The sequence below is a fragment of the Kineosporia sp. R_H_3 genome (assembly GCF_002198675.1).
Lineage (GTDB): Bacteria > Actinomycetota > Actinomycetes > Actinomycetales > Kineosporiaceae > R-H-3.
On the sequence record NZ_MWLL01000095.1, the window covers coordinates 1 to 24,324 of the forward strand.

The 24,324-nt window shown below is 74.4% G+C and carries 25 protein-coding genes; 9 read left to right on the plus strand and 16 right to left on the minus strand.

Annotation, left to right across the window (positions count from 1 at the left end; translation table 11 throughout):
* Positions 1–980: hypothetical protein (locus ECOMGDLI_RS08310; RefSeq protein WP_143447580.1), on the plus strand; the 980-nt coding region annotated here is incomplete at its 5' end.
* A gap of 15 nt (positions 981–995) precedes the next feature.
* Here ECOMGDLI_RS08310 and ECOMGDLI_RS08315 read toward each other — a convergent pair.
* Entirely contained in the window at positions 996–1,562 is a 567-nt protein-coding gene (locus ECOMGDLI_RS08315; RefSeq protein ID WP_088315973.1) for a DUF4245 domain-containing protein, read from the minus strand.
* A gap of 130 nt (positions 1,563–1,692) precedes the next feature.
* Here ECOMGDLI_RS08315 and ECOMGDLI_RS08320 point away from each other — a divergent pair, with 130 nt between their 5' ends.
* Positions 1,693–2,604, plus strand: coding sequence for a carbohydrate kinase (locus ECOMGDLI_RS08320; RefSeq protein ID WP_198954675.1), 912 nt, complete (start codon positions 1,693–1,695; stop codon positions 2,602–2,604).
* Positions 2,605–2,622: 18 nt separating this feature from the next.
* Here ECOMGDLI_RS08320 and ECOMGDLI_RS08325 read toward each other — a convergent pair whose 3' ends face one another.
* From ECOMGDLI_RS08325 to ECOMGDLI_RS08345, 5 genes are all read right to left on the minus strand, one after another.
* Positions 2,623–3,897 carry an ABC transporter ATP-binding protein gene (locus tag ECOMGDLI_RS08325; protein ID WP_088315978.1) on the minus strand — a complete coding sequence of 425 codons (1,275 nt, stop codon included), beginning with the start codon at positions 3,895–3,897 and terminating at the stop codon, positions 2,623–2,625.
* A 44-nt stretch (positions 3,898–3,941) separates the two neighbouring features.
* Positions 3,942–4,775 (minus strand): carbohydrate ABC transporter permease, encoded by an 834-nt coding sequence (locus tag ECOMGDLI_RS08330; protein WP_088315979.1) that lies wholly within the window; start codon positions 4,773–4,775, stop codon positions 3,942–3,944.
* Positions 4,775–5,743 (minus strand): carbohydrate ABC transporter permease, encoded by a 969-nt coding sequence (locus ECOMGDLI_RS08335; protein ID WP_088315981.1) that lies wholly within the window; start codon positions 5,741–5,743, stop codon positions 4,775–4,777. Before ECOMGDLI_RS08335 ends, ECOMGDLI_RS08330 begins: the two co-directional genes overlap by 1 nt.
* The gene (locus ECOMGDLI_RS08340; RefSeq protein WP_088315983.1) at positions 5,740–7,047 is read right to left on the minus strand and encodes an extracellular solute-binding protein; all 1,308 of its coding nucleotides are present in this window, start codon (positions 7,045–7,047) and stop codon (positions 5,740–5,742) included. Before ECOMGDLI_RS08340 ends, ECOMGDLI_RS08335 begins: the two co-directional genes overlap by 4 nt.
* Before the next feature lie 169 nt (positions 7,048–7,216).
* Positions 7,217–8,326 carry a LacI family DNA-binding transcriptional regulator gene (locus ECOMGDLI_RS08345; RefSeq protein WP_198954676.1) on the minus strand — a complete coding sequence of 370 codons (1,110 nt, stop codon included), beginning with the start codon at positions 8,324–8,326 and terminating at the stop codon, positions 7,217–7,219.
* A gap of 134 nt (positions 8,327–8,460) precedes the next feature.
* Between ECOMGDLI_RS08345 and ECOMGDLI_RS08350 the strand changes: the two genes are divergently transcribed.
* A complete protein-coding gene (locus ECOMGDLI_RS08350; RefSeq protein WP_088315985.1) occupies positions 8,461–10,488 on the plus strand; it encodes an alpha-amylase family protein in 2,028 nt (675 codons plus the stop codon).
* A gap of 94 nt (positions 10,489–10,582) precedes the next feature.
* Positions 10,583–12,256, plus strand: coding sequence for a fumarate hydratase (locus tag ECOMGDLI_RS08355; protein ID WP_088315988.1), 1,674 nt, complete (start codon positions 10,583–10,585; stop codon positions 12,254–12,256).
* On the opposite strand, the gene ECOMGDLI_RS35845 is transcribed toward ECOMGDLI_RS08355, so the two are convergent.
* The gene (locus ECOMGDLI_RS35845) at positions 12,210–12,482 is read right to left on the minus strand and encodes a hypothetical protein (RefSeq protein ID WP_233153365.1); all 273 of its coding nucleotides are present in this window, start codon (positions 12,480–12,482) and stop codon (positions 12,210–12,212) included. The two genes, ECOMGDLI_RS08355 and ECOMGDLI_RS35845, sit on opposite strands and share 47 nt — an antisense overlap.
* Here ECOMGDLI_RS35845 and ECOMGDLI_RS08360 point away from each other — a divergent pair.
* Together ECOMGDLI_RS08360 and ECOMGDLI_RS08365 are read left to right on the plus strand one after the other, a co-directional pair.
* On the plus strand, positions 12,420–13,373 hold the full coding sequence (locus tag ECOMGDLI_RS08360) for a winged helix DNA-binding domain-containing protein (RefSeq protein ID WP_233153368.1): 954 nt from the start codon (positions 12,420–12,422) through the stop codon (positions 13,371–13,373). The two genes, ECOMGDLI_RS35845 and ECOMGDLI_RS08360, sit on opposite strands and share 63 nt — an antisense overlap.
* Before the next feature lie 50 nt (positions 13,374–13,423).
* Positions 13,424–14,098, plus strand: coding sequence for a flagellar brake protein (locus ECOMGDLI_RS08365; protein WP_088315993.1), 675 nt, complete (start codon positions 13,424–13,426; stop codon positions 14,096–14,098).
* 18 nt (positions 14,099–14,116) lie between these two features.
* On the opposite strand, the gene ECOMGDLI_RS08370 is transcribed toward ECOMGDLI_RS08365, so the two are convergent.
* From ECOMGDLI_RS08370 to ECOMGDLI_RS08400, 7 genes are all read right to left on the minus strand, one after another.
* A complete protein-coding gene (locus ECOMGDLI_RS08370; protein WP_369812728.1) occupies positions 14,117–14,416 on the minus strand; it encodes a hypothetical protein in 300 nt (99 codons plus the stop codon).
* 5 nt (positions 14,417–14,421) lie between these two features.
* Positions 14,422–16,125, minus strand: coding sequence for a radical SAM protein (locus ECOMGDLI_RS08375; RefSeq protein WP_088316024.1), 1,704 nt, complete (start codon positions 16,123–16,125; stop codon positions 14,422–14,424).
* Between the two features lie 10 nt (positions 16,126–16,135).
* Positions 16,136–16,615, minus strand: a complete 480-nt coding sequence (locus tag ECOMGDLI_RS08380; protein WP_088315995.1) for a hypothetical protein — start codon at positions 16,613–16,615, stop codon at positions 16,136–16,138.
* Positions 16,612–17,490, minus strand: coding sequence for a prolipoprotein diacylglyceryl transferase (locus tag ECOMGDLI_RS08385; protein ID WP_088315997.1), 879 nt, complete (start codon positions 17,488–17,490; stop codon positions 16,612–16,614). The genes ECOMGDLI_RS08380 and ECOMGDLI_RS08385 overlap by 4 nt, the downstream gene beginning before the upstream one ends.
* Positions 17,491–17,562: 72 nt before the next feature.
* Entirely contained in the window at positions 17,563–18,741 is a 1,179-nt protein-coding gene (locus tag ECOMGDLI_RS08390; protein WP_198954680.1) for a molybdopterin molybdotransferase MoeA, read from the minus strand.
* Positions 18,738–20,450 (minus strand): phosphatidylglycerol lysyltransferase domain-containing protein, encoded by a 1,713-nt coding sequence (locus ECOMGDLI_RS08395; RefSeq protein WP_198954681.1) that lies wholly within the window; start codon positions 20,448–20,450, stop codon positions 18,738–18,740. The genes ECOMGDLI_RS08390 and ECOMGDLI_RS08395 overlap by 4 nt, the downstream gene beginning before the upstream one ends.
* Before the next feature lie 98 nt (positions 20,451–20,548).
* On the minus strand, positions 20,549–20,866 hold the full coding sequence (locus ECOMGDLI_RS08400; RefSeq protein WP_088315999.1) for a winged helix-turn-helix domain-containing protein: 318 nt from the start codon (positions 20,864–20,866) through the stop codon (positions 20,549–20,551).
* A gap of 93 nt (positions 20,867–20,959) precedes the next feature.
* Between ECOMGDLI_RS08400 and ECOMGDLI_RS08405 the strand changes: the two genes are divergently transcribed.
* Positions 20,960–21,634 carry a carbonic anhydrase gene (locus tag ECOMGDLI_RS08405; RefSeq protein ID WP_233153366.1) on the plus strand — a complete coding sequence of 225 codons (675 nt, stop codon included), beginning with the start codon at positions 20,960–20,962 and terminating at the stop codon, positions 21,632–21,634.
* Between the two features lie 5 nt (positions 21,635–21,639).
* Positions 21,640–22,368 carry a hypothetical protein gene (locus tag ECOMGDLI_RS08410; RefSeq protein ID WP_088316003.1) on the plus strand — a complete coding sequence of 243 codons (729 nt, stop codon included), beginning with the start codon at positions 21,640–21,642 and terminating at the stop codon, positions 22,366–22,368.
* Here ECOMGDLI_RS08410 and ECOMGDLI_RS08415 read toward each other — a convergent pair.
* Together ECOMGDLI_RS08415 and ECOMGDLI_RS08420 are read right to left on the minus strand one after the other, a co-directional pair.
* Positions 22,307–22,975 (minus strand): flavin reductase family protein, encoded by a 669-nt coding sequence (locus ECOMGDLI_RS08415; RefSeq protein WP_088316005.1) that lies wholly within the window; start codon positions 22,973–22,975, stop codon positions 22,307–22,309. The genes ECOMGDLI_RS08410 and ECOMGDLI_RS08415 overlap by 62 nt on opposite strands.
* Entirely contained in the window at positions 22,972–23,658 is a 687-nt protein-coding gene (locus ECOMGDLI_RS08420) for a nucleoside/nucleotide kinase family protein (RefSeq protein WP_233153367.1), read from the minus strand. The genes ECOMGDLI_RS08415 and ECOMGDLI_RS08420 overlap by 4 nt, the downstream gene beginning before the upstream one ends.
* Before the next feature lie 234 nt (positions 23,659–23,892).
* On the opposite strand from ECOMGDLI_RS08420, the gene ECOMGDLI_RS08425 reads away from it, so the two are divergent.
* Complete coding sequence (locus tag ECOMGDLI_RS08425) at positions 23,893–24,318, plus strand: hypothetical protein (protein ID WP_088316008.1); 426 nt, start codon at positions 23,893–23,895, stop codon at positions 24,316–24,318.
* The last annotated feature ends 6 nt before the right edge of the window (positions 24,319–24,324 follow it).

Here is a 24,324-nt window from a genome sequence, read left to right on the forward strand (position 1 = left end):
GTCACGGCCCGGGCGGCGGCCGGGCCGCCGTCCCCGCCGCCGCCCGGGCCGTGACGAAGCCGAAGACCCGGTGGGTCGGCACCGGGACGAAGGCGAGCTGCACCTCGGCGGCCGTCGTCCGGGCCGTCGCCGCGGGCGGCGTCATCGGCTTCCGCTGCGGCCCCGACCCGGTGACGATCGTGCTCACCGCGACGGCGAAGGTCCGCAACACGAGCCCGCTCGTCGTCCTCGACGGCGGCGGCCTCGTGACCCTCTCCGGCGGCGGCAAGCGCCGGATCCTCTACATGAACACGTGCGACGAGAAGCAGGTCTGGACGACCTCGCACTGCCAGGACCAGGCCACCCCGCAGCTCGTCGTCCAGAACCTCACGTTCGCGGACGGCAACGCGACGGGGCAGCACGAGGAGGGCGGCGGGGGCGGCGCGGTCCTCGTCCGCGGCGGCCGGTTCCGGGTCGTCTCCTCGCGGTTCGTCCGCAACCGGTGCGACAGCGGCGGCCAGGACCTCGGCGGCGCCGCGCTGCGGGTGCTCGACCAGTACCGCGACGAGCCGGTCTACGTCGTGAGCAGCACCTTCGGCGGCCGGGCCGGCCAGGGCGGCAGCTGCTCCAACGGCGGCGCCCTGAGCAGCATCGGGGTGTCGTGGACCGTGCTCAACAGCGTGCTCTCGTACAACTCGGCCGTCGGCCGGGGCGCGAACCCGGCCCGCTCCGGCACGGTCGGCGGCGGCAGCGGCGGCGCGATCTACAACGACGGCAACGCGATGACGCTCCGCCTGGAGGGCACCGTCGTCGAGCACAACTCGGCGCGCGAGGGCGGCGGGGCGGTCTTCTTCGTGAGCAACGACCGCACCGGCACGCTGCGGATCACCCGGTCCACGCTGCGGTCCAACCCGAGCCGCGGCTTCGCGACCGCCGGCTACCCGGGGATCTTCTTCCTCGGCAGGGGCTCGCCGCAGGTCAGCGGCTCGACGCTGCGGTAGCCGAGGGCCCCGCGGTCACCCGAGCGGGGTCGCCCGGACGAGCGCGTCGATCTCGGCACGGCTCGCCTTGCCGACGAACATCGTCGTCACCTCGCCGTCGCGCAGGACGTACCCGGTGAGCTGACGGTCCGGCCGGGCCCGGACGACGAACGTGCGCCCGTCGACGGTCGCCGTGCCCTGCTCACCGCCGTCGATGACCTGCACGCCCTCCCACTTCTTCGTCGCCTCGCGACCCTGGACGAGGCTGACCCACGAGCCCTTCGGCGTGGAGTAGTTGACCCGCCAGGTCTGGACGCCGTCCACACCGGCCTCCGCGGAGGTGCTCGTCGCCGTCCAGCCAGGCCCCGGGGTCGGGACGGCCGGGGCGAACCCGAGCTGCTCCTGCAGACCGCTCGCCGCCTGGGCGACGTCGACCGCGGGCTGCGGGATGCCGGACTGCCGGGGCACGAGCGCCCACAGCCCCAGTGCGAAGCCGCCGACGACGAGCATCGTCAGGACGATGCCGCTGACCGACTGCCGCCGGGGCGGCCGCCGGACACCGGCGGACGGCGCGGCGCTCTGCTCGGGCTCGGTGGAGGTCACGGACCCATCGTCGCGCGTCGGGCCGGGCCGCCGCCAACCGGGCACGGCCGCCCCGCCACGGATGTCCCCGGACCGGCCCAGCCCCTAGGCTCGGCTCGGCGGTGGCGAGGACGAGCTGGAGGAACCGGGCGTGGCGAAGGTGCTGGTCGTGGGCGAGGCGCTCGTCGACATCGTGCAGCGGGCGGACGGCAGCGGTGCGGACCACCCGGGCGGCAGCCCGGCGAACGTCGCGCTGGGGCTGGCCCGGCTCGGCCGGGACGCCTCGCTGCTGACCCGGATCGGGACCGACGCCCACGGCCGCGCGATCCGCGAGCACCTCGAGGCGTCCGGGGTCCACCTCGTCGACGGCACCGTCGTCGACGCCCCCACCTCGACGGCCACCGCCCTCGTCGACGCCCAGGGCGTCGCGACCTACCACTTCGACATCGACTGGCGGCTCGACACCGTCCCGGACGTCACCCGCTACGACGCGCTCCACACCGGCTCGATCGCCGCCATCCTCCAGCCCGGCGGGGACGCCGTCCTGCGCCTCGTCGAGCAGGCCTCGGGGCGGGTCGTCGTCACGTACGACCCGAACGCGCGGCCGACCCTCATGGGCGACCCGGTCGCGACCCGCGAGCGGATGGAGCGGATCGTCGCCCTCGCCGACGTCGTCAAGGTCAGCGACGAGGACCTCGCCTGGCTCGCGCCGGGCGAGGACCCGGTGGACGTCGCCGCCGCCTGGCAGGCGACCGGCCCCGGCATCGTCGTCGTCACCCGCGGCGGCGAGGGCGCGGTCGCCGTGCAGGCCACCGGCCGGGTCGAGGTGCTCGCGCCGAGGATCGACGTCGTCGACACCGTCGGTGCCGGCGACTCCTTCATGTCGGCGCTCGTCGACCACCTCGACGGCGCCGGCCTGCTCGGCACCGGCACCCGCGCGGCGATCGCGGCGATGCCGACGGAGCAGGTCGAGGCGATGCTCCGCCACGCCGTCCGGGTCGCCGCCGTCACGTGCAGCCGCGCGGGCGCCAACCCGCCGACCCGCGCCGAGCTCGACGCCTGACGGCGCGGGTCACGCCCCTCACACCGCGGCGGCCTTCTCCTTCGCCCGCTCGTCGGACAGCCGGGCCCGCTCGAGAGCCTGCTTGCGCTCCTCCTCGTTCTCGGTGTCGATCCGCCGCGCCTCGTCCTCGTCCCGGGTGATCGTCGTACCCGTCTCGGGGTCGAACAGGTGCAGCCGGGCCGGGTCGAACCACAGCTGCGCGCGGTCGCCGTCCCGGATCCGGCTCTTCGCGTCGAGCGCGACGACGATCTGGGTGCGCATGCCCTCGCCGTCGAGGTCCCGGTCGAGCTCCTCGAGCTGCTTGGCGACGGCGGCGTCCGGCTCGTACGGCACGTAGGCGTACAGCTCGTTGCCGAGCCACTCGGTGACGTCGACGTCGACCTCGATGACGACGCCGGCGTCCCGCCGGTGCGGCTCGAGCACGGAGGCGTCCTCGAAGTGCTCGGGCCGGAAGCCCGCGATGACGAGCTCCTTGCCCTCGACGAGCCTGGCGAGGTCCGGCGTCATGGGGATGCTGCCGAAGGGCAGCGACAGCCGGTCGCCGTCGACGCGGGCCGGGAGGAAGTTCATCGGCGGCGAGCCGATGAAGCCGGCGACGAAGAGGTTCACCGGCTGCTCGTACAGCTCGCGCGGGCTCGCGCACTGCTGCAGCACGCCCTTCTTGAGGACGGCGACCCGGTCGCCGAGCGTCATCGCCTCGGTCTGGTCGTGGGTCACGTAGATCGTCGTCGTGCCCAGTCGCCGCTGGATCCGGGCGATCTCGGTGCGCATCTGGCCGCGGAGCTTGGCGTCGAGGTTGCTCAGCGGCTCGTCGAAGAGGAAGGCGTCGGCGTCCCGGACCAGGGCCCGGCCCATCGCGACGCGCTGCCGCTGCCCGCCGGAGAGGTTCGCCGGCTTGCGCTGCAGGTGCTCGCGCAGCTCGAGGAGGTCGGCGGCGCGGTTGACCCGCTCGTCGATCTCGGCGTCCGAGAACTTCCCCTTGGTGAGCCGCAGCGGGAACGCGATGTTCTCGAACACCGACAGGTGCGGGTAGAGCGCGTAGTTCTGGAAGACCATCGCGAGGTTGCGGTCGCGGGGCGCCTTGTCGTTGACCCGCTGGCCGTTGATGAGCAGCTCGCCGGACGTGATGTCCTCGAGGCCGACGACCATCCGCAGCAGGGTCGACTTCCCGCAGCCGGACGGGCCGACGAGGATGATGAACTCCCCGTCGCGGATGTCGATGCTCACGTCGTTGACGGCCGGGAAGCCGTCGCCGTACTTCTTGACGATGTTCTGGAGCTTGATCTCGGACATGTGCTGGACTCCAAGGGTCGGCGGGCGGAGGGGCGTGCCGGGCGTCAGCCCTTGACGGCCCCGTTCGTCAGGCCGGCGACGATGCGCCGCTGGAAGAGCAGGACGAGGACGACGACGGGGATCGTCACGATGACCGCGGCGGCCGCGATCGGCCCGTTCGGCGCCTCGAACTGCGAGGCCCCGGAGAACAGGCCGAGCGCGGCGGGCACCGGCCTGGACGCCTCGGTCGAGGTGAGCGAGATCCCGTAGACGAAGTCGTTCCAGGCGATGAAGAACGCGATGATCGCCGTCGTGAAGACCCCGGGGGCGGCGAGCGGCACGATGACCTTGCGGAAGGCCTGCCAGCTCGTCGCGCCGTCGACCTGGGCCGCCTGCTCCATCTCCCACGGGATCTCCCGGAAGAACGCCGAGAGGGTCCAGATCGAGATCGGCAGGGTGAGCGACAGGTACGGGATGATGAGGCCCGGCCACGTGTCGTAGAGCCCGATCTGGCGCCACAGGTTGAACAGCGGCGTGACGATCGAGATGACCGGGAAGATCGCCACCCCGAGCGCCGTCGACAGGATGACCTTCTTGCCCGGGAAGTCGAGCCGGGCGATCGCGTACGCCGCGAACATCGCCAGGACGCACGAGATCGCGGTGGCGATGAGGCAGATCCCGAACGAGTTGCGCAGCGCCGGGAGGAACAGGTCGCTCGCGCTGCCGGTGAGGATCAGCTCGTAGTTCGTCCACGAGAGCTTCGTCGGGAGGAACTGCTGGTTCGCGATGTCCGCCGGGGCCTTGAGCGACAGCGAGACGATCCACGCGACCGGGAACAGCGCGTAGACGACGATCCCGATGCCGCCGAGGATCCAGAGGTTCCTCTCCTTGCGGGACATCACCCCTCCCCCCGGGCCGACGCGAGGTCGACCTTGAAGCCCTTGATGAACAAGGCGCAGATGAGCACGACGCAGACGAACAGCAGCACGGAGACGGCCGACCCGAGGCCGATCTCGAGCCGCGCGATCGTCTGCCGGTAGGCGAGGAACGACACCGTCTCGGTGTTGTTCGCCCCGCCGGTCATGATGAAGATCGAGTCGAAGACCCGGAACGCGTCGAGGCTGCGGAACAGGAGGGCGACCATGATGGCCGCCTTCATGTTCGGGATCGTCACCCGGCGCATCCGCTGCCACCACGTCGCGCCGTCCACCTTCGCCGCCTCCTGGAGCACCTCCGGGACCTGCGCGAGGCCCGCGAGCAGCAGGAGCGAGATGAACGGCGTCGTCTTCCAGATCTCGGCGATGCAGACGACGAAGAGCGACTTCCACGTGCCGCCGAACCAGTCGGTGTCGGCGCTGATCCCGGGCAGCCAGCCGAGCCAGGAGTTGACGAAGCCGGAGTCGAGCGAGAACGCGTACTGCCAGGCGAACGCCGACACGACGGTGATGACGGCGTACGGGATGAGGATCGCGGCCCGGATCACCGGCCGGATCGCCGAGAGCGCCTTCATCATGACGAGCGCGAGCGCGAACCCGAGGACGAGCTCGACCGCGACCGTGACCACGGTGATGAGCAGCGTCACCGCGAGCGAGGTCCACCAGATCCGGTCGGTGAGGATGACGGAGTAGTTCGACAGCCCGGTGAACGACTTGTTCTCCGGGTCGGTGAGGCGGAAGTCGAAGAGCGAGTCGTAGACCGCCTGCAGGATCGGGTACGCGGTCACGAGGAGCATGACCGCGAACGCCGGCCCCGCGAGCATCCAGCCGAGCTTGCGCTCGGCCCGCGACCGGTCGCTGATCCCGGCCCGACGGCCCCGCGCCGGTGCCGGCCGGGTCTTCTCCCCCGGCGGGAGCGTCGTCGTGCTCACAGCAGCTCCTTCTTCTGCAGGACGGCGGTGATGAGGTCGGTGGCCTCACGCCCGGTGCGCTGCGGGTCGACGGACGACGGCGGGTGGTACTCGCGCTGCAGGCCCTCGGAGACCTCGCTGTAGTACGGCGTCTGCGGGCGCGGGACGGCCAGCCGCAGGGACTCGAGGATCACCGGCGCCATCGGAAACTCCTTCACCACCTCGGGGTCGGTGTAGACCGACTCCTTGGCGGCAGGGTTGCCGTTCGACACGAAGTAGTACGCCTGGTTCTCCGGGCTGACGATGCACTCGGTCGCCGCGAGCGCGAGGTCCGTGTGCGCGCTGAAGGCGCCGACGCCCAGGTTGATGCCGCCGTACGGCGGGTGGCTCTCCTGGTCGGCCGTGACCCGCGGGTAGAGCGCCCAGCCGTAGTCCTGCGGGACGGCGGCGTCCAGGGTGCCGCCCTCGACGCCGGACTGCGCGCGCGGCCAGACGAACGGCCAGTTGACCATGAACCCGGCGTCCGGCCCCTCGAACGCGTTGACGTTCGCGTCCTCACCCGCGGTGGACAGGGCCGGGCCGCCGACCCCGGAGTCCGCCACCTCCTTCATGACCTGGGCGGCCGCGACGCCCGCCTGGCTCACGAGGCCCAGCTCGATGTCCTCCGGCTTCCTCGCGTCGCTGTTCTCGATGATCGAACCGCCGGCGGAGGCGACGAGCGCGTTGACCCACACGGTGAGCGCCTCGGCCCGGATGCCCTGCACGCCGAGCTGCTTGCCCTGGCTCTCGGCCGCACGGACGAGCTGGTCCCAGGTCACCGGCTTGGTCATGTCGAGCCCGGCCGCCTCGGCGACGGACTTGCGGTACCAGAGCAGCTGGGTGTTGGCCCAGAACGGGACCGTGACGAGCTCGTCGCGCCACGTCGCGCCCTTGAGGGCGCTGTCGACGACGCCCTCGGAGACCCGCCCGGCCACGTCCTGAGGGATCGGCGCGAGGAAGCCGGCCTCGGCGAACTCGGGGATGTACGGCGGGTCGAGGCTCATGATGTCGATCGAGGAGTCGTTGGCCGCGAGCCTGCGGATCAGCTGCTGGCGCTGCTCGGACGACTCGCGCGGCAGCAGCGCCGTCCGGATCGTGTACCTGCCCTGCGCGGCGTCGGTGCATCGCTTCGCGATCTCCGCCTGGCCGCCCGAGTCGGGGTTGATGTACCAGGTCAGCGACGGCGGCCCTCCCGAGCCGCTGCTGCACGCGGTGAGCGCCCCGGCAGCGAGCGCGGCGCCGAGCACGGCGCGCAGGACGCGCCGGCGTGGTCGGGTCGTGGACATCCCGCCTCCTCCCGAGGCCCGACGGCGGTGTCGGGTCCTTCCACGGGCGCGCGCGAGACCATGGTCCGGTTCGCCGCTTACGCCGTGAAGGTGATGATTGGCGGCATCCGGCCGACGCGCACGCCGAGGCGTCCGCCCAGGGGCGGGAGGGTCGTCCTGGGGTCGAGTGTCAGTGCTCGGTCGGGGCGGGGCCCGTCGAGCCGCGCAGCACGAGGCGGACCGGGTGCAGGCACACCTCGTCGTCGGGCGCGTCCGGGTCGGCCGTCCGCTCGAGCCGGGAGACCACCCAGCGCGCCGCTGCGGCACCCTGCGCGACGACCGGCTGCGCGATGGTCGTGACGTCGAAGACGTCCGACAGCTCGTGGTCGTCGACCCCGACCAGGGAGACGTCCTCGGGCACCCGCAACCCGCTGCGCCGCAACGCCTTCAGCGCCCCGAAGGCCATCTCGTCGGACTGGCAGAACACCCCGGTCGGGCGACCGCCCTTCTGCGAGAGCAGCGCCGTCATCGCGAGCTCGCCGCCGGCCGCCGTGAACCGGCCGTCGACCTCCCACTCGGGGCGGACGGTGAGCCCGGCCTCGGCCATGGCCGCCCGGAAACCGCCGGTCCGCAGGCCCGGGACGCTGAACCGCTCCGGTCCGTGCAGGTCGCCACCGATCGAGGCGATCCTCGTGTGCCCGAGGTTGACGAGGTGCTGGACGGCGAGCCGGGCGGTCGCGTCGTTGTCGACGAACTCGCCGTGCAGGCCCTTGATCGGCTCCGCGACGGCCGCCAGCGGCAGCCCGAGGCCGCGCAGGATGTCCCGCTCGTGGTCCTCCAGCGGCAGCGCGACGACGAGGATCGCGTCGACCCGGCGGCGTACCGGCAGCGACTCGAAGAAGTCCGCACGGCGCTGGGCGTCGGAGACGACGTGCAGGACCAGGTCGTAGCCGTGGTCGCGCAGCGCCTCCTCGATGCCGCGGATCACCTCGGCGAAGAACCAGCGCCCGGCGTAGGGCAGGACGACCCCGACCGAGCGGACCCGGCCCGTGACGAGACCGGAGGCGAGCGGCGACGCCGCGTACTGGAGCTCCTGGGCGGCGCGGAGCACCCGGTCCCGGGTCGCCTTGGAGACGTTCGGCATGTCCCGCAGGGCCCGCGAGACGGTCGCGACGGAGACACCGGCACGCTGCGCGACGTCGACGATGCTGGCCCGGGAGGCAGCAGCGCCGGTCGGGGCCTCGGTCACCATCGCCTCCGCAAGCTCGCCGCCGCGGAGGGACCCCGCGGCGGCGTTCACCGTGCCATGCCCGGGTGGTACGTGACAAGCGCTTGCACCCGCCGACCGGGACGGGCCCCTCCGGCGGAAGCGCTCCCAGCATCCGTGCACGTCACGCGCGTGGTCCTTCGGCGGCAAGCGGTTCCACCCCTACGATGGCCGCCGACCCGGATCCGAAGGAGGGCGCGGTGGCCAGCACGCTCGAGGAGGTCCTCCGCCAGGCCCGGGAGGCCCTCGCCGACCTGCCGGCCGAGCGGGCGGACGACGTGGCGCTGCGGCTCGAGCGCTGGGGCCCGGACCTGCTCCAGGGGCTCGCCGTCTACGGCGACGACGCCCCCCTCGCCGAGGTCGTCCGGCTCGTCACCGCGGCCGCCCGCACCCGCCGTCCGGCCCTCGCCGCGCTCGACAAGCGGCGGCTGCTGCGCCCGGACTGGTTCGGCGCCCCCGACCAGGTCGGCTACGTCTGCTACGCCGACCGGTTCGCCGGCACCCTGCGCGGGGTCGGCGAGAAGCTCGGCTACCTGCGCGAGCTCGGGGTCACCTACCTGCACCTCATGCCCCTCCTGGAGCCCCGCGAGGGCCCCGACGACGGCGGCTACGCCGTCCGCGACTACCGCACGGTACGACCGGACCTCGGCACCCTGGCCGACCTCGGGCGCCTCGCCGACTCCCTCCACGCGCACGGCATGACGCTCACGCTCGACCTCGTGCTCAACCACGTCGCGCGCGAGCACGACTGGGCGCAGGCGGCGCTGCGGGGCGAGGAGCCGTACCGCTCGTACTTCCTCATGTACCCCGACCGGACGGCGCCCGACGCCTACGAGCGGACGCTGCCGGAGGTCTTCCCGGACTTCGCGCCCGGCAGCTTCACGTGGGTGCCGGAGGCGGTCCGGCCGGCGGCCTGGGGACCCGGCCCGGACGCCGGCAGCACCGGCGACGCCGGTCGCGGCGCCTGGGTGTGGACGACGTTCAACGACTTCCAGTGGGACCTCGACTGGTCGAACCCTGCGGTCTTCTGCGAGCTGCTCTCGGTGATCCTCGACCTCGCGAACGTCGGGGTCGACGTCTTCCGCCTCGACGCGATCGCCTTCCTGTGGAAGCGGCTCGGCACGACGTGCCAGGGCGAGCCGGAGGTGCACCAGGTCGTCCAGGCGCTGCGGGCGGCGACCCGGGTCGCGGCCCCGGCGGTGATCTTCAAGGCGGAGGCGATCGTCGCCCCGGAGGACCTGCCCGCCTACCTCGGCACCGGCCGGCACGCCGGCAAGGTCTGCGACCTCGCGTACCACAACAGCCTCATGGTCCAGCTCTGGTCGGCGGTCGCGACCGGCCGGGCCGACCTCGCCCGGCGCGCGCTCGCCGTCCCGCCGCCCAAGCCCGTGACGACGTCCTGGGGCACGTACGTGCGCTGCCACGACGACATCGGCTGGGCGATCAGCGACACCGACGCCGGCGCCCTGGGGCTGTCCGGGTACGCGCACCGGCGCTTCCTCGCGGAGTTCTTCACCGGCGCCTTCCCCGGCTCGTTCGCCCGCGGCGAGCAGTTCCAGGCGAACCCGGCGACGGGTGACGCCCGGATCAGCGGCACCCTCGCGAGCCTGGCCGGCCTCGAGGCCGCGCTCGAGACGGCGGCGGCCACCGGGCGCACCGACGACGTCGACCTCGCGCTCGGGCGGATCTTCCTGCTGCACGCGGTCGCCTACGGCTACGGCGGGATCCCGCTGCTCTACATGGGTGACGAGCTGGGCCTGCGCAACGACCGGTCCTACCTCGACGACCCGCGGCTGGCCGCCGACAACCGCTGGCTGCACCGGCCGTGGATGGACTGGACGGCCGCCGAGCGGCGGCACGACCCGGCCACCGTCGAGGGCCGGGTGTTCGCGGGGCTGCGGCACCTCGCGCGGGTCCGGGCCGGGCTGCCGGCGCTGCACGCCGCCGTCGAGAGCGAGCCGGTCGACCTCGGCAACGGTGCCGTCCTCGCGCTGCGCCGCCGGCACCCGGCGGGCGCCTTCCTCGGCCTCTACAACGTCTCGCCCGCCTGGCAGCGGGTCTCGGGCGTGGACGTGGCCCGGCTCGGCGTCCCGCGGCCGTGGGAGAACCTGTCGTCGTTCGCACCGCGCCTGGAGGACGGCGAGCTCGCGCTGCCGCCGTACGCGGCCTGGTGGCTCACCCGCTCCCCCGGCTGAGCGGCGGACCTCACAGCGGGGCGGCGCCCCGCGGCGAACGGGCACGGTTAGGCTCGATGCCGCCCGACGACGCGCCCCGAGGAGCCCGACTGCCATGGCGGAGTTCGACTACAGCGAGATGCTGCCGACCGGTCCGGACGAGACGCCGTACCGGCTCCTCACGACGGACGGCGTCCGCACCGTCGAGGCGGCGGGCCGCACGTTCCTCGAGGTCGACCCCGAGGCGCTGCGGCTGCTCACCGACACCGCCATGCACGACATCGCGCACTACCTGCGGCCCGCGCACCTGGCCCAGCTGCGGCGGATCCTCGACGACCCGGAGGCGTCGCCGAACGACCGGTTCGTCGCCCTGGACCTGCTGAAGAACGCGAACGTCGCCGCGGGCGGCGTGCTGCCGATGTGCCAGGACACCGGCACCGCGATCGTCATGGGCAAGCGCGGCACCCAGGTGCTGCCGACCCCGGGCGCGGTCACCGACGAGGAGGCGGTGAGCCGCGGCGTCTACGACGCCTACACCCGGCTCAACCTGCGGTACTCGCAGATGGCGCCGATCACCATGTGGGAGGAGCGCAACACCGGCTCGAACCTGCCCGCGCAGGTCGAGCTCTACGCCGACACCGCCCCCGGGCACGAGACGACGTACAAGCTCCTGTTCATGGCCAAGGGCGGCGGTTCGGCGAACAAGTCGTACCTCTACCAGGAGACCAAGGCCGTCCTGAACCCCGAGTCGATGATGCGCTTCCTCGACGAGAAGCTGCGCTCGCTCGGCACCGCCGCCTGCCCGCCGTACCACCTGGCGATCGTCGTCGGCGGCACGAGCGCCGAGCTCGCCCTGAAGACCGCGAAGTACGCCAGCGCCAAGTACCTCGACGGGCTGCCGACGTCCGGCTCGCCGTCCGGGCACGCGTTCCGCGACCTCGACCTCGAGCTCCAGGTGCTCGACCTCACCCGCCGGTTCGGGATCGGTGCCCAGTTCGGCGGCAAGTACTTCTGCCACGACGTACGCGTCGTCCGGCTCCCCCGGCACGGGGCCTCGCTGCCGGTCGCGATCGCCGTCTCCTGCTCGGCCGACCGGCAGGCCCTCGGGAAGATCACGGCCGAGGGCGTCTTCCTCGAGCAGCTCGAGACCGACCCGGCGCAGTTCCTGCCCGAGACGACGGACGAGCACCTCGACGACGACGTGGTCCGGATCGACCTCAACCGGCCGATGAGCGAGATCCGCGCCGAGCTGACGAAGTACCCGGTGAAGACGCGGCTGTCGCTGACCGGCCCGCTCGTCGTCGCCCGCGACATCGCGCACGCGAAGATCAAGGAGCGCCTCGACGCGGGCGAGCCGATGCCGCAGTACCTGCGCGACCACGCCGTCTACTACGCGGGCCCGGCGAAGACCCCCGAGGGCTACGCGTCCGGCTCGTTCGGCCCGACGACCGCCGGCCGGATGGACTCCTACGTCGAGCAGTTCCAGGCCGCGGGCGGCTCCTACGTCATGCTCGCCAAGGGCAACCGGAGCAAGGCCGTCACCGACGCGTGCGCGAGCCACGGCGGCTTCTACCTGGGTTCGATCGGCGGCCCCGCCGCCCGCCTCGCGCAGGACTGCATCAAGCACGTCGAGGTGCTCGAGTACGCCGAGCTCGGCATGGAGGCGGTCTGGAAGATCGACGTCGAGGACTTCCCCGCGTTCGTCGTCGTCGACGACAAGGGCAACGACTTCTTCGCCGACGTCACGAAGCCGACGGCCATGACGATCCAGCGGCGGCCGGGGCTGTAGGGGCGTCGTCCTGGCCCCGCCGGCGACCCTGGGCGACGCCGCGCTCAACCGTGCCCTGCTGGCCCGCCAGCTGCTGCTCGAGCGGGTCGACGGCGACGTCGTCGGCACCGTCGAGCACCTCGTCGGCCTGCAGGCGCAGGAGCCGCTGGAGCCCTACGTCGGTCTGTGGTCCCGGCTCGCCCGGTTCCGCCCCGGGCAGCTCGCGGCTGCGCTCGAGCAGCGGCACGTCGTCCGGACCCTGCTCATGCGCCGGACCGTCCACCTCGTGAGCGCGGCCGACTGCCTCGCCCTGCGCTCCCTGCACCAGCCGATGCTCGACGGCCGGATGCAGGCGGTGCTCCGCCGCCGTCTCGAAGGGGTCGACCTCCTGGCGCTCGCGGCCGCGGCGTGGCCGCTGCTCCACCGCGAGCCGCAGCGGCTGCCGGACGTCGCCCGGGCCGTCGGCGGGCGCTGGCCGCAGGCGGCGGTCCGGGATCTCGCCGACGCCCTCGGCGTCCTCCTGCCGCTGGTCCAGACCCCGCCCCGGGGGATGTGGGGCCACCGGTCCGCGCCGGCGCTGAACACCACCGTCGAGGCGTGGCTCGGCCGGCCGGTCGACCCGGAGCCGGCGGACGCGGGCGCTCTCGTGCTCCGCTACCTCGCGGCGTACGGACCGGCGACGAGCGCCGACGTGCGGGCGTGGTCCGGCCTCACCGGGCCGCCCGCCGTCCTCGCCCGGCTGGCCCCGCAGCTCGAGGTGCTCCGCGACGAGCACGGCCGCCGCCTGCTCGACGTGCCCGGTCTGCCGCGGCCCGACCCCGACACCCCGGCACCGGTCCGGTTCCTCCCGGCGTTCGACAACCTCGTGCTGGGGTTCCAGCATCGCGAGCGGGTCGTGGACGCCGGGTTCCGGCACCTCAGCGTCGGAGGCGCCCGGTTCGTGCTCGTCGACGGCCGCGTCGCCGGGACCTGGTCGACCGGGCCGGCCACCGACGGCGGGGTCCGTGTCCACGTCTCGCCGCTGCGCCGGCTCAGCGCCCCGGAGACGTCCGAGGTGGCGACCGAGGGGTACCGGCTCGCGAGCTTCCTCGGCGACGGGGCCGGGGGTGACGTCGTCGTCGCGGCGCCCGGCGCCTGACCGGCACCGCAGGGGTGAAGGCCGCGCCACGGTTTGCCGATGACCAGTGCGTGCTGCCCTCGATCAACACGCTCGTCAGGGTCGCCGTCGGGCACAGCGAGGACCCGGCGGACGGCCTGCGGGCCTGCGACGTGCCCTCGCGCGTCGAGGACGTCCAGGTCGTGCCCGGCGCACCGGCCGACGGCCCGCGGCGGGTGCTCGTCGCGACGCCGCGCTTCCCCGGCGACAGCGAGGAGCCCGGCGCCGGGACCGCCTGCACGCTGACCTGGACGCTGCCCGACGGCGTCGTCGAGCTGCCGGTGGCCTACGACTCCTCGACCGTGTGGAACGCGGAGCCGGCCGTGCTGCGGCTGTGGTGGCTCGCGGTCACCGGCGAGCCGGTCCGGATCCAGCGCCGGGAGTACTTCCGGTGCCCGATCGCCCTGCCGGTGACGCTCGCGCCGGGGCTCACCGGCCGGACGACGGACCTCGGCGAGGGCGGCCTGCGCTGCCTGCTCCTCGGCGACCCGCTCGGCGCCGGCGCGACCGTCGAGAGCCGGCTCGACCTGCCGGACGGCAGCACGTTGACCGTCTCCGGCACCGTGCTGCGCTCCGACCAGGCGCTGCGGGCCCCCGACCACGCCGACACCGTCGTCCGCTTCGACGACCCCGAGGCGGCCGGCGACGAGGTGCGCCGCGTCATCTTCGCCGAGCAGCTCCGGCTGCGGCGGCTCGGGCTGGACTGACCCCGGCCGCCGTCGCCGTCAGCGGACGAACGGCCAGACCGCCGCGACGACCCCGACCACCGCGAGCAGCCCGAGGTACCCGATGACGAGCCGGGTGTCGCGCAGGAAGCACTTGCTCCGGGTGAGCCCGGCCCGGCGGGCGCGGACGTAGCCGGCCAGGCCGAGGCCCGCGAAGACCACGAGCGCGACCGGGCCGACGAGCCACGTGATGAGCGAGACCGTCGCGAAGATGCACAGCCGCAACGGGTCGAACGGCGGCACCTGCTCCGGCGGGACGTAGCGGTACTCCTGGTCCGCTCCGCCGGCCGCCCCGGGCATGCTCGTCACGACAGCACCTCCACGTCCTCGACCCGCAGGTCGGCCCGCGGCCTCTGCACCGTCGGCACGGTCGGCACGGTCGGCACCGTCGGCACCGGCAGCACGACCGGACGCCGGGCGCCCGCTCCCGCCGCCGTCGAGAGCCGCTGCCGGGCCAGCGCCGGCCACGCCTGGACCGCGCAGAACGGCGCGCACCGGTCGACGTCCGGCCCGGCACCGGTCGGGCCGCCGGTCTGCCCGCCCGGCTGCCCGCCGTCCGCCGGGCCCCGGGTGCCGACGTGCACGCAGCACTGGACGAGCCGCTCCTCGATCATCGTGTCCATGTCCATGAACGGCTTGACCGTCACCCGGACCACGCGCTCGCCGAGCATCGACCGCAGGGCCTTGCCGCGCCCCGGCAGGGACGACGCGACGAGCCGGGTCAGCGTGCCGATGCCGAGGTCGCAGGTCTGGCAGATGTCCCGCCACAGGTCGCCGACCGCCGGGTGCGACAGGCTCGACTGCTCCGACAGCAGCCCGAGCAGGGACTCCCGGACGGCGTCCCGCAGCGCGCGCGGCACCTCGTCGTCCGCGACCCGGTTCGCGACGATCCCGAGGTTCGCCAGGAGGCGCTCCTCGCCGACGACCCCGACGAGCGATCGCCAGGCCCCGGCGTCGTCACGCAGGAGGTAGCCGACGCTCGCGCAGTGCGGGTGCGAGCACGGCAGCGCCGTGAGGTCGCGCCAGGTCACCTCGCCGTCGGTCTGCGGGCCGAGCCGGGCGAGGACGCCGGTGTGCGTCAGCCTGTCGAGCGGGTCGATCGGGCGCGTCCGGCCGGAGCCGAAGACCGGCTGGATCGCGACGCCGCCCACGTACGGCGTCGCGAGCGCGAGCCGCAGGACGTCGCCGATCTGGTCGTCGTTGACCCCCAGCGCCACGGTCATCGTCAGCGTGGTGAACACCCCGGCCGCCGAGAGCCGTTGCACCGCAGCCGCTTTCACCGCCGTGAGGTCGCCGCCGCGGTGGTGCCGGGACGCCTCCGCCCGCGGCCCGTCGTACTGCAGGTAGACCTCGACCCGTTCCCGGTGCCGGCGCAGCAGCGCGACGAGCGCGTCGTCACGGGCGATCCGGACCCCGTTGGTGTTGAGCAGGATCCGGACGACCGGCCGCGCGACGAGCCCTTCGAGGATCGCCGCGAGCCCCGGGTGCAGGGTCGGCTCGCCGCCGCTGAGCATGACGACGTCGATCCGGCCGTTCTCGCGCGACAGCCGGGTGTCGACGTTCGCGAGCACGTCCGCGACCGGGACCGCCCCGGCGAGGTCGGGCGAGGAGTCGGTGAAGCACGTCGGGCAGCGCAGGTTGCACTCCTCGATGACGTCCTCGAGGAGGATGCACGTGTGCTGGGTCTGCATCTCCCCCAGCCCGCGCAGGTAGGCCTGCGGCACCGGGTCGTAGTTGCCCGGGACGTCCGGCACGTGGCGCTTCGTCGGCGCCTGCCACTTCTCCAGGTACGTGAGGATCTCGGCGCTCTCGTCGTAGAGCGTGCGCTGCAGGCCGTGCTCCGGGCAGCCGCGTTCGAGCCAGACCCGCCCGTCCCGGTCGACGAGCCGGCCCGACAGCCGCCGGACGTCGGCGAGCGGCCGCTCCGGGTCGGCCCGGTGGCACGTCGGGCAGAAGGCGTTGACGTAGCGCAGGATGCGGTCCCCCCGCAGGCCCATGCCGGGGCCCATGACCACCACGTCAGCCTCCCGTGCTGCTCAGTGCGGCGATGAGGGCGAAGCAGGCCCCGGCGCCGATGACGATCGCCAGGCCCCAGCCGATGAACATGCCGAGGCCCACGCCCCGGCGCATCGGCGACCCGCGCCCGACGAGGACGGCGCCGACGACGAGCGGGGCGATCCCCGAGAGCAGGATGACGAGCACCGCGGCGCCCCCGACGCCGACGTCCGAGAGGACGTTCGAGAACCCGAGCGCGACGAGGGTCGGGAGCACGAGGATCGCCCAGGAGCCGAGGATCCCCAGGACGATGCCGCCGCCGCTGAACCGCTTCGGCCTGCCGGCCGGGCCCGGCGGCCCCCCGGGGGCGGCCGGCGGCACGTAGCCGGCGGGCGGTCCGTAGCCGGACGGCGGCAGCGGCGGCGGCGACCCCGGGGACGGCTGCGCCCAGTCGGCGCTGCCCTGCCCCGGCGGGGTCGGCTCGTCGGACGGCGGCTGGCTCATGCGGGAGTCCCTTCGGAGACAGGGGTTTCGGGGACGGATGCTGCTGGGACGGAGGTCTCGGGGACGGAGGTCTCGGGGACGGCGCTCCCGGCGGACGGCGCACGGTGCCGCCGCTCGTCGCGGACGAGGACGGCGAGCCGCCACACGACGAGCGGCGCCAGGGCGGCGAGGTAGACCTGGCCGCGGGTCAGGCCGACGGCGACGACCTCGTTGTCCCGCAGGAACTCGACGGCGAACCGGAACACCGCGTACCCGGCGAGGTAGACGGTGAGCAGGGCCCCGGGCCGGTGCAGCCGGTCGCGCAGCCGGAGCAGGGCGGCGAACGCGAGGAGGTGGAACGCGATCTCGTAGCCGAACGACGGGTGCAGCGGGACGCCGGCCGCGCACGAGGGGCACTGCGGGATCGAGGCCGCCTGCTCGGGGGTCAGGACGACGCCCCACGGCAGCGAGGTCGGCCGGCCCGGCGCCTCGGTGAGCAGGCAGCCGATCCGCCCGACGGCCATCCCGAGCGCGACGGCGGGCGCGAAGACGTCCCCGGTGCGCTCCCGGTAGCCGATGAGCCGCTTGGCGACGACGACGCCGAGGTAGGCGCCGGTCAGCCCGCCGAGGACGCTCTTCGCGCCGTACTGCCAGACCTGGGCGACCCCGGCGTCGAGGACCGCCACCGGGTCCCGGAGGAAGCCGCTCGCGCGCATCCCGAGCGCGCCGCCGACGAGCCCGCCCGCGACGGCGACGAGCATCTCGTCGCCCCAGGTCCCGCGCCGGCGGGACTCCAGGACGACGACGACCGCGGCGACGAGGACGCCGAGGGCGACGAACAGCTGATGGGTCCCCACGGTGAGGCCGAGGGCCTCGAACCGGGTCACGGGGTGCATGTCCCGAACCCTACGGGCGGCCCCGGCGGCGCCCATGGGTATCGGTGCTCAGTGCGGCGCGTCGTCCGCGGGTCAGCGGGAGCCGGGCAGCGTCAGTGCCTCGACCTCGTCCCCCGCACCGGCACCGCCCGGCGGGACGACCGCGACGACGTCCGCCGTGGCCAACCCCCGGAGCATCCCCGGTCCGGCGAACAGCGCCGGCCGCCCGGCGTGCAGCGGCACGAGCCGGGTCGCCTCGGCGCCGGCCTCGACGCGCTCCGCGAGGCGGACGACCGACCGCGGCGGGGCCGGGCGGGCGTGCAGCGCCGCGACGACCGGGTCGAGCAGGGTGAGCAGCCCCGACACCGCGGCGAGCGGGTTGCCCGGCAGCCCGACGAGGGGACGCCCGTCGGGCAGCACGGCGAGCAGCATCGGGTGACCGGGCCGGACGGCGACCCCGTCGACGACGAGCCGGGCGCCGGCCGCGGCGAGGACGGCGTGCAGGTGGTCGACCGGGCCGCGCGCCGTCGAGCCGGTCGTCACCACGACGTCACCGGTGCAGGACCGCAGCGCGAGGTCGAGCGCGGCCGCGGTGTCGGGCACGTGCCGCCGGGACGTCACGGCGAGCCCCAGGGCGGGCAGCCAGGCAGTGAGGAGCGGGCCGAGGGCGTCGCGGAGCCGGCCGTCCCGGGCCGGTCCCGACCCGAGCAGCTCGTCGCCGAGCACGAGGACGTCGACACCGGCCCGGCGGACCTCGACGTGGTCGTGGCCGGCCGCGGCGAGCAGGCCCACGGCCGCGGGGCCGAGCAGCGTCCCGGCCGGCAGGACGACGTCCCCGGCCCGGCACTCGCCGCCGGCCCGTCGGACGTCCCGGGCGAGCGCGGCGCCGGCCTCGACGCCGGGCGCGGGCACGACCCGGGCGGCGCCGTCCGCCAGCGGCGCGACGTGCCCCCGTTCCCGGCGCAGCACCCCGTCCGCCCGCGGCGGCATGACCGCCCCGGTCGCGATGGTCACGGCGGTGCCGTCGGCGAGCGGTCCCGGCACCTCGCCGGCGAGGACGGCGCCGACGAGGCGCCACGGCGCCGGGCCGGCCACGGCCCAGCCGTCCATGGCGCTCGTGTCCGTCGCCGGCAGGTCGGTGAGCGCGAGCGCGTCCGTGGCGAGCACGGCCCCCGCGGCGTGGTCGAGCCCGGTGCGGCGCGGCGCCACCGGTGCGCACGCCGTGCCGGCGGTCGCGCGGGCCCCCGCCCAGTCGTGCGGGGACGGCGTCACGGAGCGAGCCAGCGCAGCCGGGGGCGCTGGATGAACGCCTCCGCCTCGGCCGCGGCGATGACCACGCGCGGCAGCTCGGCGGCCTTGCGGAAGCACACGAACCGCGGCACCCACTCGGGGTTGTACTTGACGTTCGCGCGGTAGAGGGACTCGATCTGCCACCACTTGGAGGCGATCATGAGGAGCCGGTGCCACACCCGCAGGACCGGTCCGGCACCGACCCGCGAGCCGCGCTCGAAGACCGACCGGAAGACCGCGAAGTTCAGCGAGATCCGGGTGACCCCCATCGCCCGGACGGCGTCGACGACCCCGGTGACGACGAACTCGACGGTGCCGTTCTCGCTGCCCTGGGCGCGGCGCATGAGGTCGAGAGACAGCCCGTCGCTGCCCCACGGCACGAACGCGAGGACGGCGACGAGCCGGCCCTCGCCGTCCCGGGTCCGGGCGATGAGCAGGTCGGGGTCGCGGGAGTCGCCGAGCCGGCCGAGGGCCATCGAGAAGCCGCGCTCGACGTCCTCCTCGCGCAGCGCGTCCGCGGTCGTGATGACCTCGACGACGTCCTCGGTGGCGAGGTCGCGCTGGCGGCGGACGTCGAGGGTGTAGCCCGCTCGCCGCACCCGGTTCACGGCCTGGCGGACGCCGCGCATCGAGCGCCCCTCGAGCGAGAACTCCTCGAGGTCGAGGACCGCCTCGTCACCCAGCTCGAGGCTGTCGAGGCCGGCCCGGCGGTAGGCGATCGCGGCGGCCTCCGAGGCCCCGACGACGCCGGGGGTCCACGCGTACTCGTAGGCCTCGTCGAGCCACGCCTCGATCGCCTGCGGCCACGCCTCCGGGTCCCCGAGCGGGTCGCCGGAGGCGAGCGTCACGGACCCGATGACCCGGTAGACGACCGCGGCCTTCCCGCTCGGGGAGAAGATCGCGGTCTTGTCGCCGCGCAGCGCGAAGTAGCCGAGGGAGTCCCGGCCGCCGAACCTCGCGAGCAGGTCCCGCAGCCGCTCCTCGTCCTGCGCGGTGAGGGCGGGGGCCTTGCGTGCCGGGCGCAGCAGCGCGACGAGCGTGAGCAGGGCCGTCAGCGCGCCGAGGCTGTTCAGGGCGAACTCGGTGACGTCCGAGGCGTACGTGCGGGGGAACTCCAGGTCGGGGGTGAAGCCGACGAGCCCGAAGAACGTCTCGACGAGCCGGGCCGACATCGGCGACCCGGGCGCCGTCCGCGCGGTGAGGAACAGGCCGGCGATGAACGAGACGGTGCCGAGGACGACGAACACCCGCAGCGCCGCCCGCCGGGTCGCCCGCTCCGAGCGGGCCGTGAAGTCCTTCCGGGCCCAGACGAGCAGGCCGAGGACGGCGAGGTTGATCGCCACGACGAGCCAGCGCTCGGCCTTGAGGTGCGCCACCGCCCCGGCCAGGACGACGACGACCATGAGGTTCCAGGCCCGGCGCTTGCGACGCTGCAGGGCACCGGCGAGCACGAGCATCGCGCCCGCGGAGCACATCGCGGTCGCGAAGGACGTGCCGTCGACGAGGGCGTCCATCGCCGGGCCGAGCAGCGGCTTGGGCCGCTCGGCCGGGTCGAGGACGTCGAGGACGGCGATGACCGCCGCCACCCGGACGACCCAGGCCACGATCCGCGGCACCCGGGGGCGCCACTGCGGCCGGGTCGCGCCCTCCGACTCCGGAGCCGCCTCCCGCGGAACAGCCTGCGTCGCCACGGCCCGAAGTCTAGGCGGCACCGCGACGGCGGCCCGTCGCCGGGACTCCTACGGACCGGCACCGGCCCGAGCCAATAGGTATAGTGCGATTCATGAATTCAGTTTCCGTCGACGGACTCCCCGTCAGGACGGCGCCGGAAGATCGCGACGAGGTCGTCGACGAGACGCCCGGACTCCGCGGGGTGCCGGAAGGGCTGCTGCGCAGCGAGCCGGTAGCTGTTGCGCCGGCCGACCCGGGTCCGCGTGACGTACCCGGCCGACACCAGGTCGCCGATGATGAGCTGCGCCGCGCGCTCGGTGATGCCGACCCGCTCCGCGATGTCCCGGATCCGGGCGTCGGGGTCGTCGGCCACCGCCAGCAGCACATGCCCGTGGTTGCTCAGGAACGTCCACGTGTGAGCTCGCTCGTCCGCCACGGTCGCTCACTGTATCCCCGTGACCCCGGACGTGACGCAGACCTCGGTGCGGTCCCCGGGCGGGAACTCCCCCGACTGGCAGGATTGCGGCCCGTGGAGCAACCCCGCACGCCGCGCGACGCGTTCGCCGCACTGCTCGCCGGCAACCGCCGGTTCGTCGACGGCAGCCCGGAGCACCCGAACCAGGACCTCGGCCGGCGGCAGCAGACCGCCGTGCAGGGGCAGCACCCCTTCGCCGCCGTCTTCGGCTGCATGGACTCCCGGGTGGCCGCCGAGATCGTCTTCGACCGCGGGCTCGGCGACCTCGCCGTCGTCCGCACCGCCGGCCACGTCGTCGACGGCGGCGTCCTCGGCTCGCTCGAGTTCGGCGTCACCGTCATGGGCATCCCCCTCGTCGTCGTCCTCGGGCACGACTCGTGCGGGGCGATCCGCGCGACCCTCGAGACCCACCGGACCGGGATCTACCCCGGCGGCTACGTCCGCGACATCGTCGAGCGGGTCACGCCCAGCCTGGTGACCGGGCGGCAGCACGGCGACGCGCTCGAGGACACCGACCCGGACGCCCTCACCGAGGACCACACCCGGCACACCGTCCAGCTCATCGTCGAGCGCTCGGCGGCGATCGCGGAGCGGGTCGCGAGCGGGCAGGTCGGCGTCGTCGGCGTCGTCTACCGGCTCGACGAGGGCCGGGTCCGGCTCGTCGAGGCCCTCGGGGACGTCGGCGTCGACGCACCCCTGCCCGGGGCGGCCGCGAGCGACCTCGACTGAGCACCGTGGAGGACGTCGACGCACCGCCGACGACGCTCGCCCGCGCCCGGGACGCGCACGGCGAGGTCGTGCTGCGGTGCCGGCCGCCGGCGACGTACGAGCTCGTCGTCAACGGCGTCTTCGCGATGGACACCGTGGACGTCGGCACCGAGGAGCTGCTCGCCACGCTCGCCCTCGACCGGGTCGCGGCGCACGCCGGCCCGGCCGGGGACGGCGGCCGGACGGTCCTCGTGGGCGGGCTCGGGCTCGGCTTCACGACCCGCCGGGTCCTCGCCGACCCGCACGTCACGTCGGTCGTCGTCGCCGAGCTGCACGGGCCGCTCGTCGAGTGGACCCGCGCGGGGCTGGTCCCGCCCGCGGCCGGGCTGCTCGACGACCCGCGGGTGCAGGTCGTCGTCGCGGACGTCCGGGACGTCGTCACCGGGACGCCGCCGGGCTCCCTGGACGCCGTGCTCCTCGACGTCGACAACGGCCCGGACTTCCTCGTGCACGACGCCAACGACGCCCTCTACGACGCCCCGTTCCTGCGGCTCGCGGCGACCCGGCTGCGCGCCGGCGGCGTCCTCGCGGTGTGGTCGGCGAGCCCGTCACCGAGGGTGCGGGCCGCGCTCGAGGACGTCCTCGGCAGCTGCGACGAGGTGCTCCACCTCGTCGAGCGCGAGGGCCGCGCCTTCACGTACGCGCTGTACCTGGCTCCCGCGCCGGCTCCTGCCGGCCCCACACCGGGCGCGTGATCGCCTCCCGCTCCCCGAGCGAGAACCAGTTCATCCGGTCGGCGCGCGTCGCGTTGCCCATGCGTTCGAGGTCCGGCAGCCCGTCCTCGGCGAGGTAGGCCGGGTCGACGCTCACGTGGAGGACCTCCGCGAAGACGACGTGGCCGGACCGGGGCAGCTCGCCGAAGCTGCGGACCTCGACGAGCCGGCACTCCATGCTCGCCGGGGCCTCGCCGACCCGCGGCGGGCGGACGGCGACCGAGGGCACCGGCGTCAGCCCGGCGACCTCGAACTCGTCGGTGCCCGCGGGGGCGTCGATCGACGTGAGGTTCGCGGCCTCGCGCAGCCGCCAGGGCACGACGCTGATCGTCAGCTCTCCGGTCGCCTCGATGTTGCGCAGCGAGTCCTTGCGCCCGATCGACGTGAACGAGACGACGGCGGGCTCGGCCGAGGCGATCGTGAAGTACGAGTGCGGCGCGAGGTTGCGCCGGCCCTGCGCGTCGACCGTGCTCACCCAGGCGATGGGCCGCGGGGCGACGAGGCAGTTGAGGAAGGAGTAGGCCCGACGGCCGAGGTCGGCCACCGGCATCTCGGTGCGGTCCGGGGGCTGGGGCGGGGTGGCGGTCACGGGATCCTCACGAGCAGGTCGGCGCGGACGGCGGTTCGAGCGACGAGGCGGGCGTTCGCCTCGTCGCTGCGGTGCACCCACTCGGCGGCGGCCTCGGGCGTGCGCCCGTGCGCGACGTGGCGGGCGATGAGCCGCTCGACGCGCACGGCGTCGTCGAGGTCGGCGTACCAGCACTCGTCGAGCAGCGGCCGGACGCCGGCCCACGCGCCGTCCTCGAGGAGCAGGTAGTTGCCCTCGACGACGACGAGCGGGGTCGCCGGGTCGACCGGGACGGCGTTCGCGATCGGCTCCTCGATCTCGCGGCGGAACAGCGGCGCCCAGACGACGCCGTCCGTCGGGTCCGCTCGCGGCCCGTCCGGCGCCGTCCTGGGCTGCGCCGCGACCCGGGCCAGGAGGGCGACGAACCCGGCCGCGTCGAAGGTGTCCGGGGCCCCCTTGCGCATCGCGCGGCCGAGCCGCTCGAGCTCGGCCTGGGCGAGGTGGTACCCGTCCATCGGGACGACGACCGCGCTGCCGGCGGGCAGGGCCGCGACGAGGGCCGCGGAGACCGTGGACTTGCCCGCGCCCGGCGGGCCGACGATGCCCAGGACCGTCCGGCGGCCGGAGGCGAGCAGCGCGCGTGCTCGGTCCACCGCAGCGTCGAGCGTCACCGCGCGCGGCGCCTGCCGCGACCCGTCGTCCACGGAGGTCATCCTCGCAGCCCGTCCGTGCGCCCGCCGGGCCGCCCCGTCACGTGACGGATGTCAGGTCTTCGGGTGACTCCGACCGACACGCCCCTCCTGCCCGCAGATGTGCGCGACCATCGGTCCTACCTTCTGTAGTCGCTCAAGCACCTTTAGTAATCAGTTGTCGTCCCGGTGTATCCCTGCGCCCAGGCCGCGGCTCCTGTCCGGCAAGCCCTCCCCGAGGAGTCCCCCATGTTGTTGCGCGCACCGGCGAGCTGGTCACCGTTCGCGGTCGCCGCCGTCGCCATGGTGGTCCTCGCCGCGCTGGACCTGGCGGGCGCCTACGCGGCCAAGGAGGCCGTGCTCCGCCGATCGCCCGCGTTCGCGGCCTTCGGGATCACCCTGTTCGTGCTGCTCTTCTGGGTCTTCGCGTCGAGCCTGCAGTACGCCGAGCTCGCGCCCGTGACGTTCGGCTGGATCGTCGTCCTCCAGGTCGGGGTCGTGCTCCTCGACCGCTTCCACTACGGGCAGCCGGTGCCCCGGGGCCACTGGGCGGCGATCGTGCTCATCATCGCCGCCCAGGCCTACCTGCTCCTCGCCCCGACGGGGGCACCTCCGACGACCGCGGACCCGCCCGCGGAGCGGACCACCGTGCTCGCCGGCCGGCACCGCGCCTGAGCCGGC

What these genes read in the sequence shown, in the direction of transcription:
- ECOMGDLI_RS08325 (WP_088315978.1), bottom strand. Translation starts at nt 3,897, where the DNA reads ATGTCCGAGATCAAGCTCCAGAACATCGTCAAGAAGTACGGCGACGGC.
- ECOMGDLI_RS08330 (WP_088315979.1), bottom strand. Translation starts at nt 4,775, where the DNA reads ATGTCCCGCAAGGAGAGGAACCTCTGGATCCTCGGCGGCATCGGGATC.
- ECOMGDLI_RS08340 (WP_088315983.1), bottom strand. Translation starts at nt 7,047, where the DNA reads ATGTCCACGACCCGACCACGCCGGCGCGTCCTGCGCGCCGTGCTCGGC.
- ECOMGDLI_RS08350 (WP_088315985.1), top strand. Translation starts at nt 8,461, where the DNA reads ATGGCCGCCGACCCGGATCCGAAGGAGGGCGCGGTGGCCAGCACGCTC.
- ECOMGDLI_RS08355 (WP_088315988.1), top strand. Translation starts at nt 10,583, where the DNA reads ATGGCGGAGTTCGACTACAGCGAGATGCTGCCGACCGGTCCGGACGAG.
- ECOMGDLI_RS08370 (WP_369812728.1), bottom strand. Translation starts at nt 14,416, where the DNA reads ATGCCCGGGGCGGCCGGCGGAGCGGACCAGGAGTACCGCTACGTCCCG.
- ECOMGDLI_RS08375 (WP_088316024.1), bottom strand. Translation starts at nt 16,125, where the DNA reads ATGGGCCCCGGCATGGGCCTGCGGGGGGACCGCATCCTGCGCTACGTC.
- ECOMGDLI_RS08380 (WP_088315995.1), bottom strand. Translation starts at nt 16,615, where the DNA reads ATGAGCCAGCCGCCGTCCGACGAGCCGACCCCGCCGGGGCAGGGCAGC.
- ECOMGDLI_RS08385 (WP_088315997.1), bottom strand. Translation starts at nt 17,490, where the DNA reads ATGCACCCCGTGACCCGGTTCGAGGCCCTCGGCCTCACCGTGGGGACC.
- ECOMGDLI_RS08425 (WP_088316008.1), top strand. Translation starts at nt 23,893, where the DNA reads ATGTTGTTGCGCGCACCGGCGAGCTGGTCACCGTTCGCGGTCGCCGCC.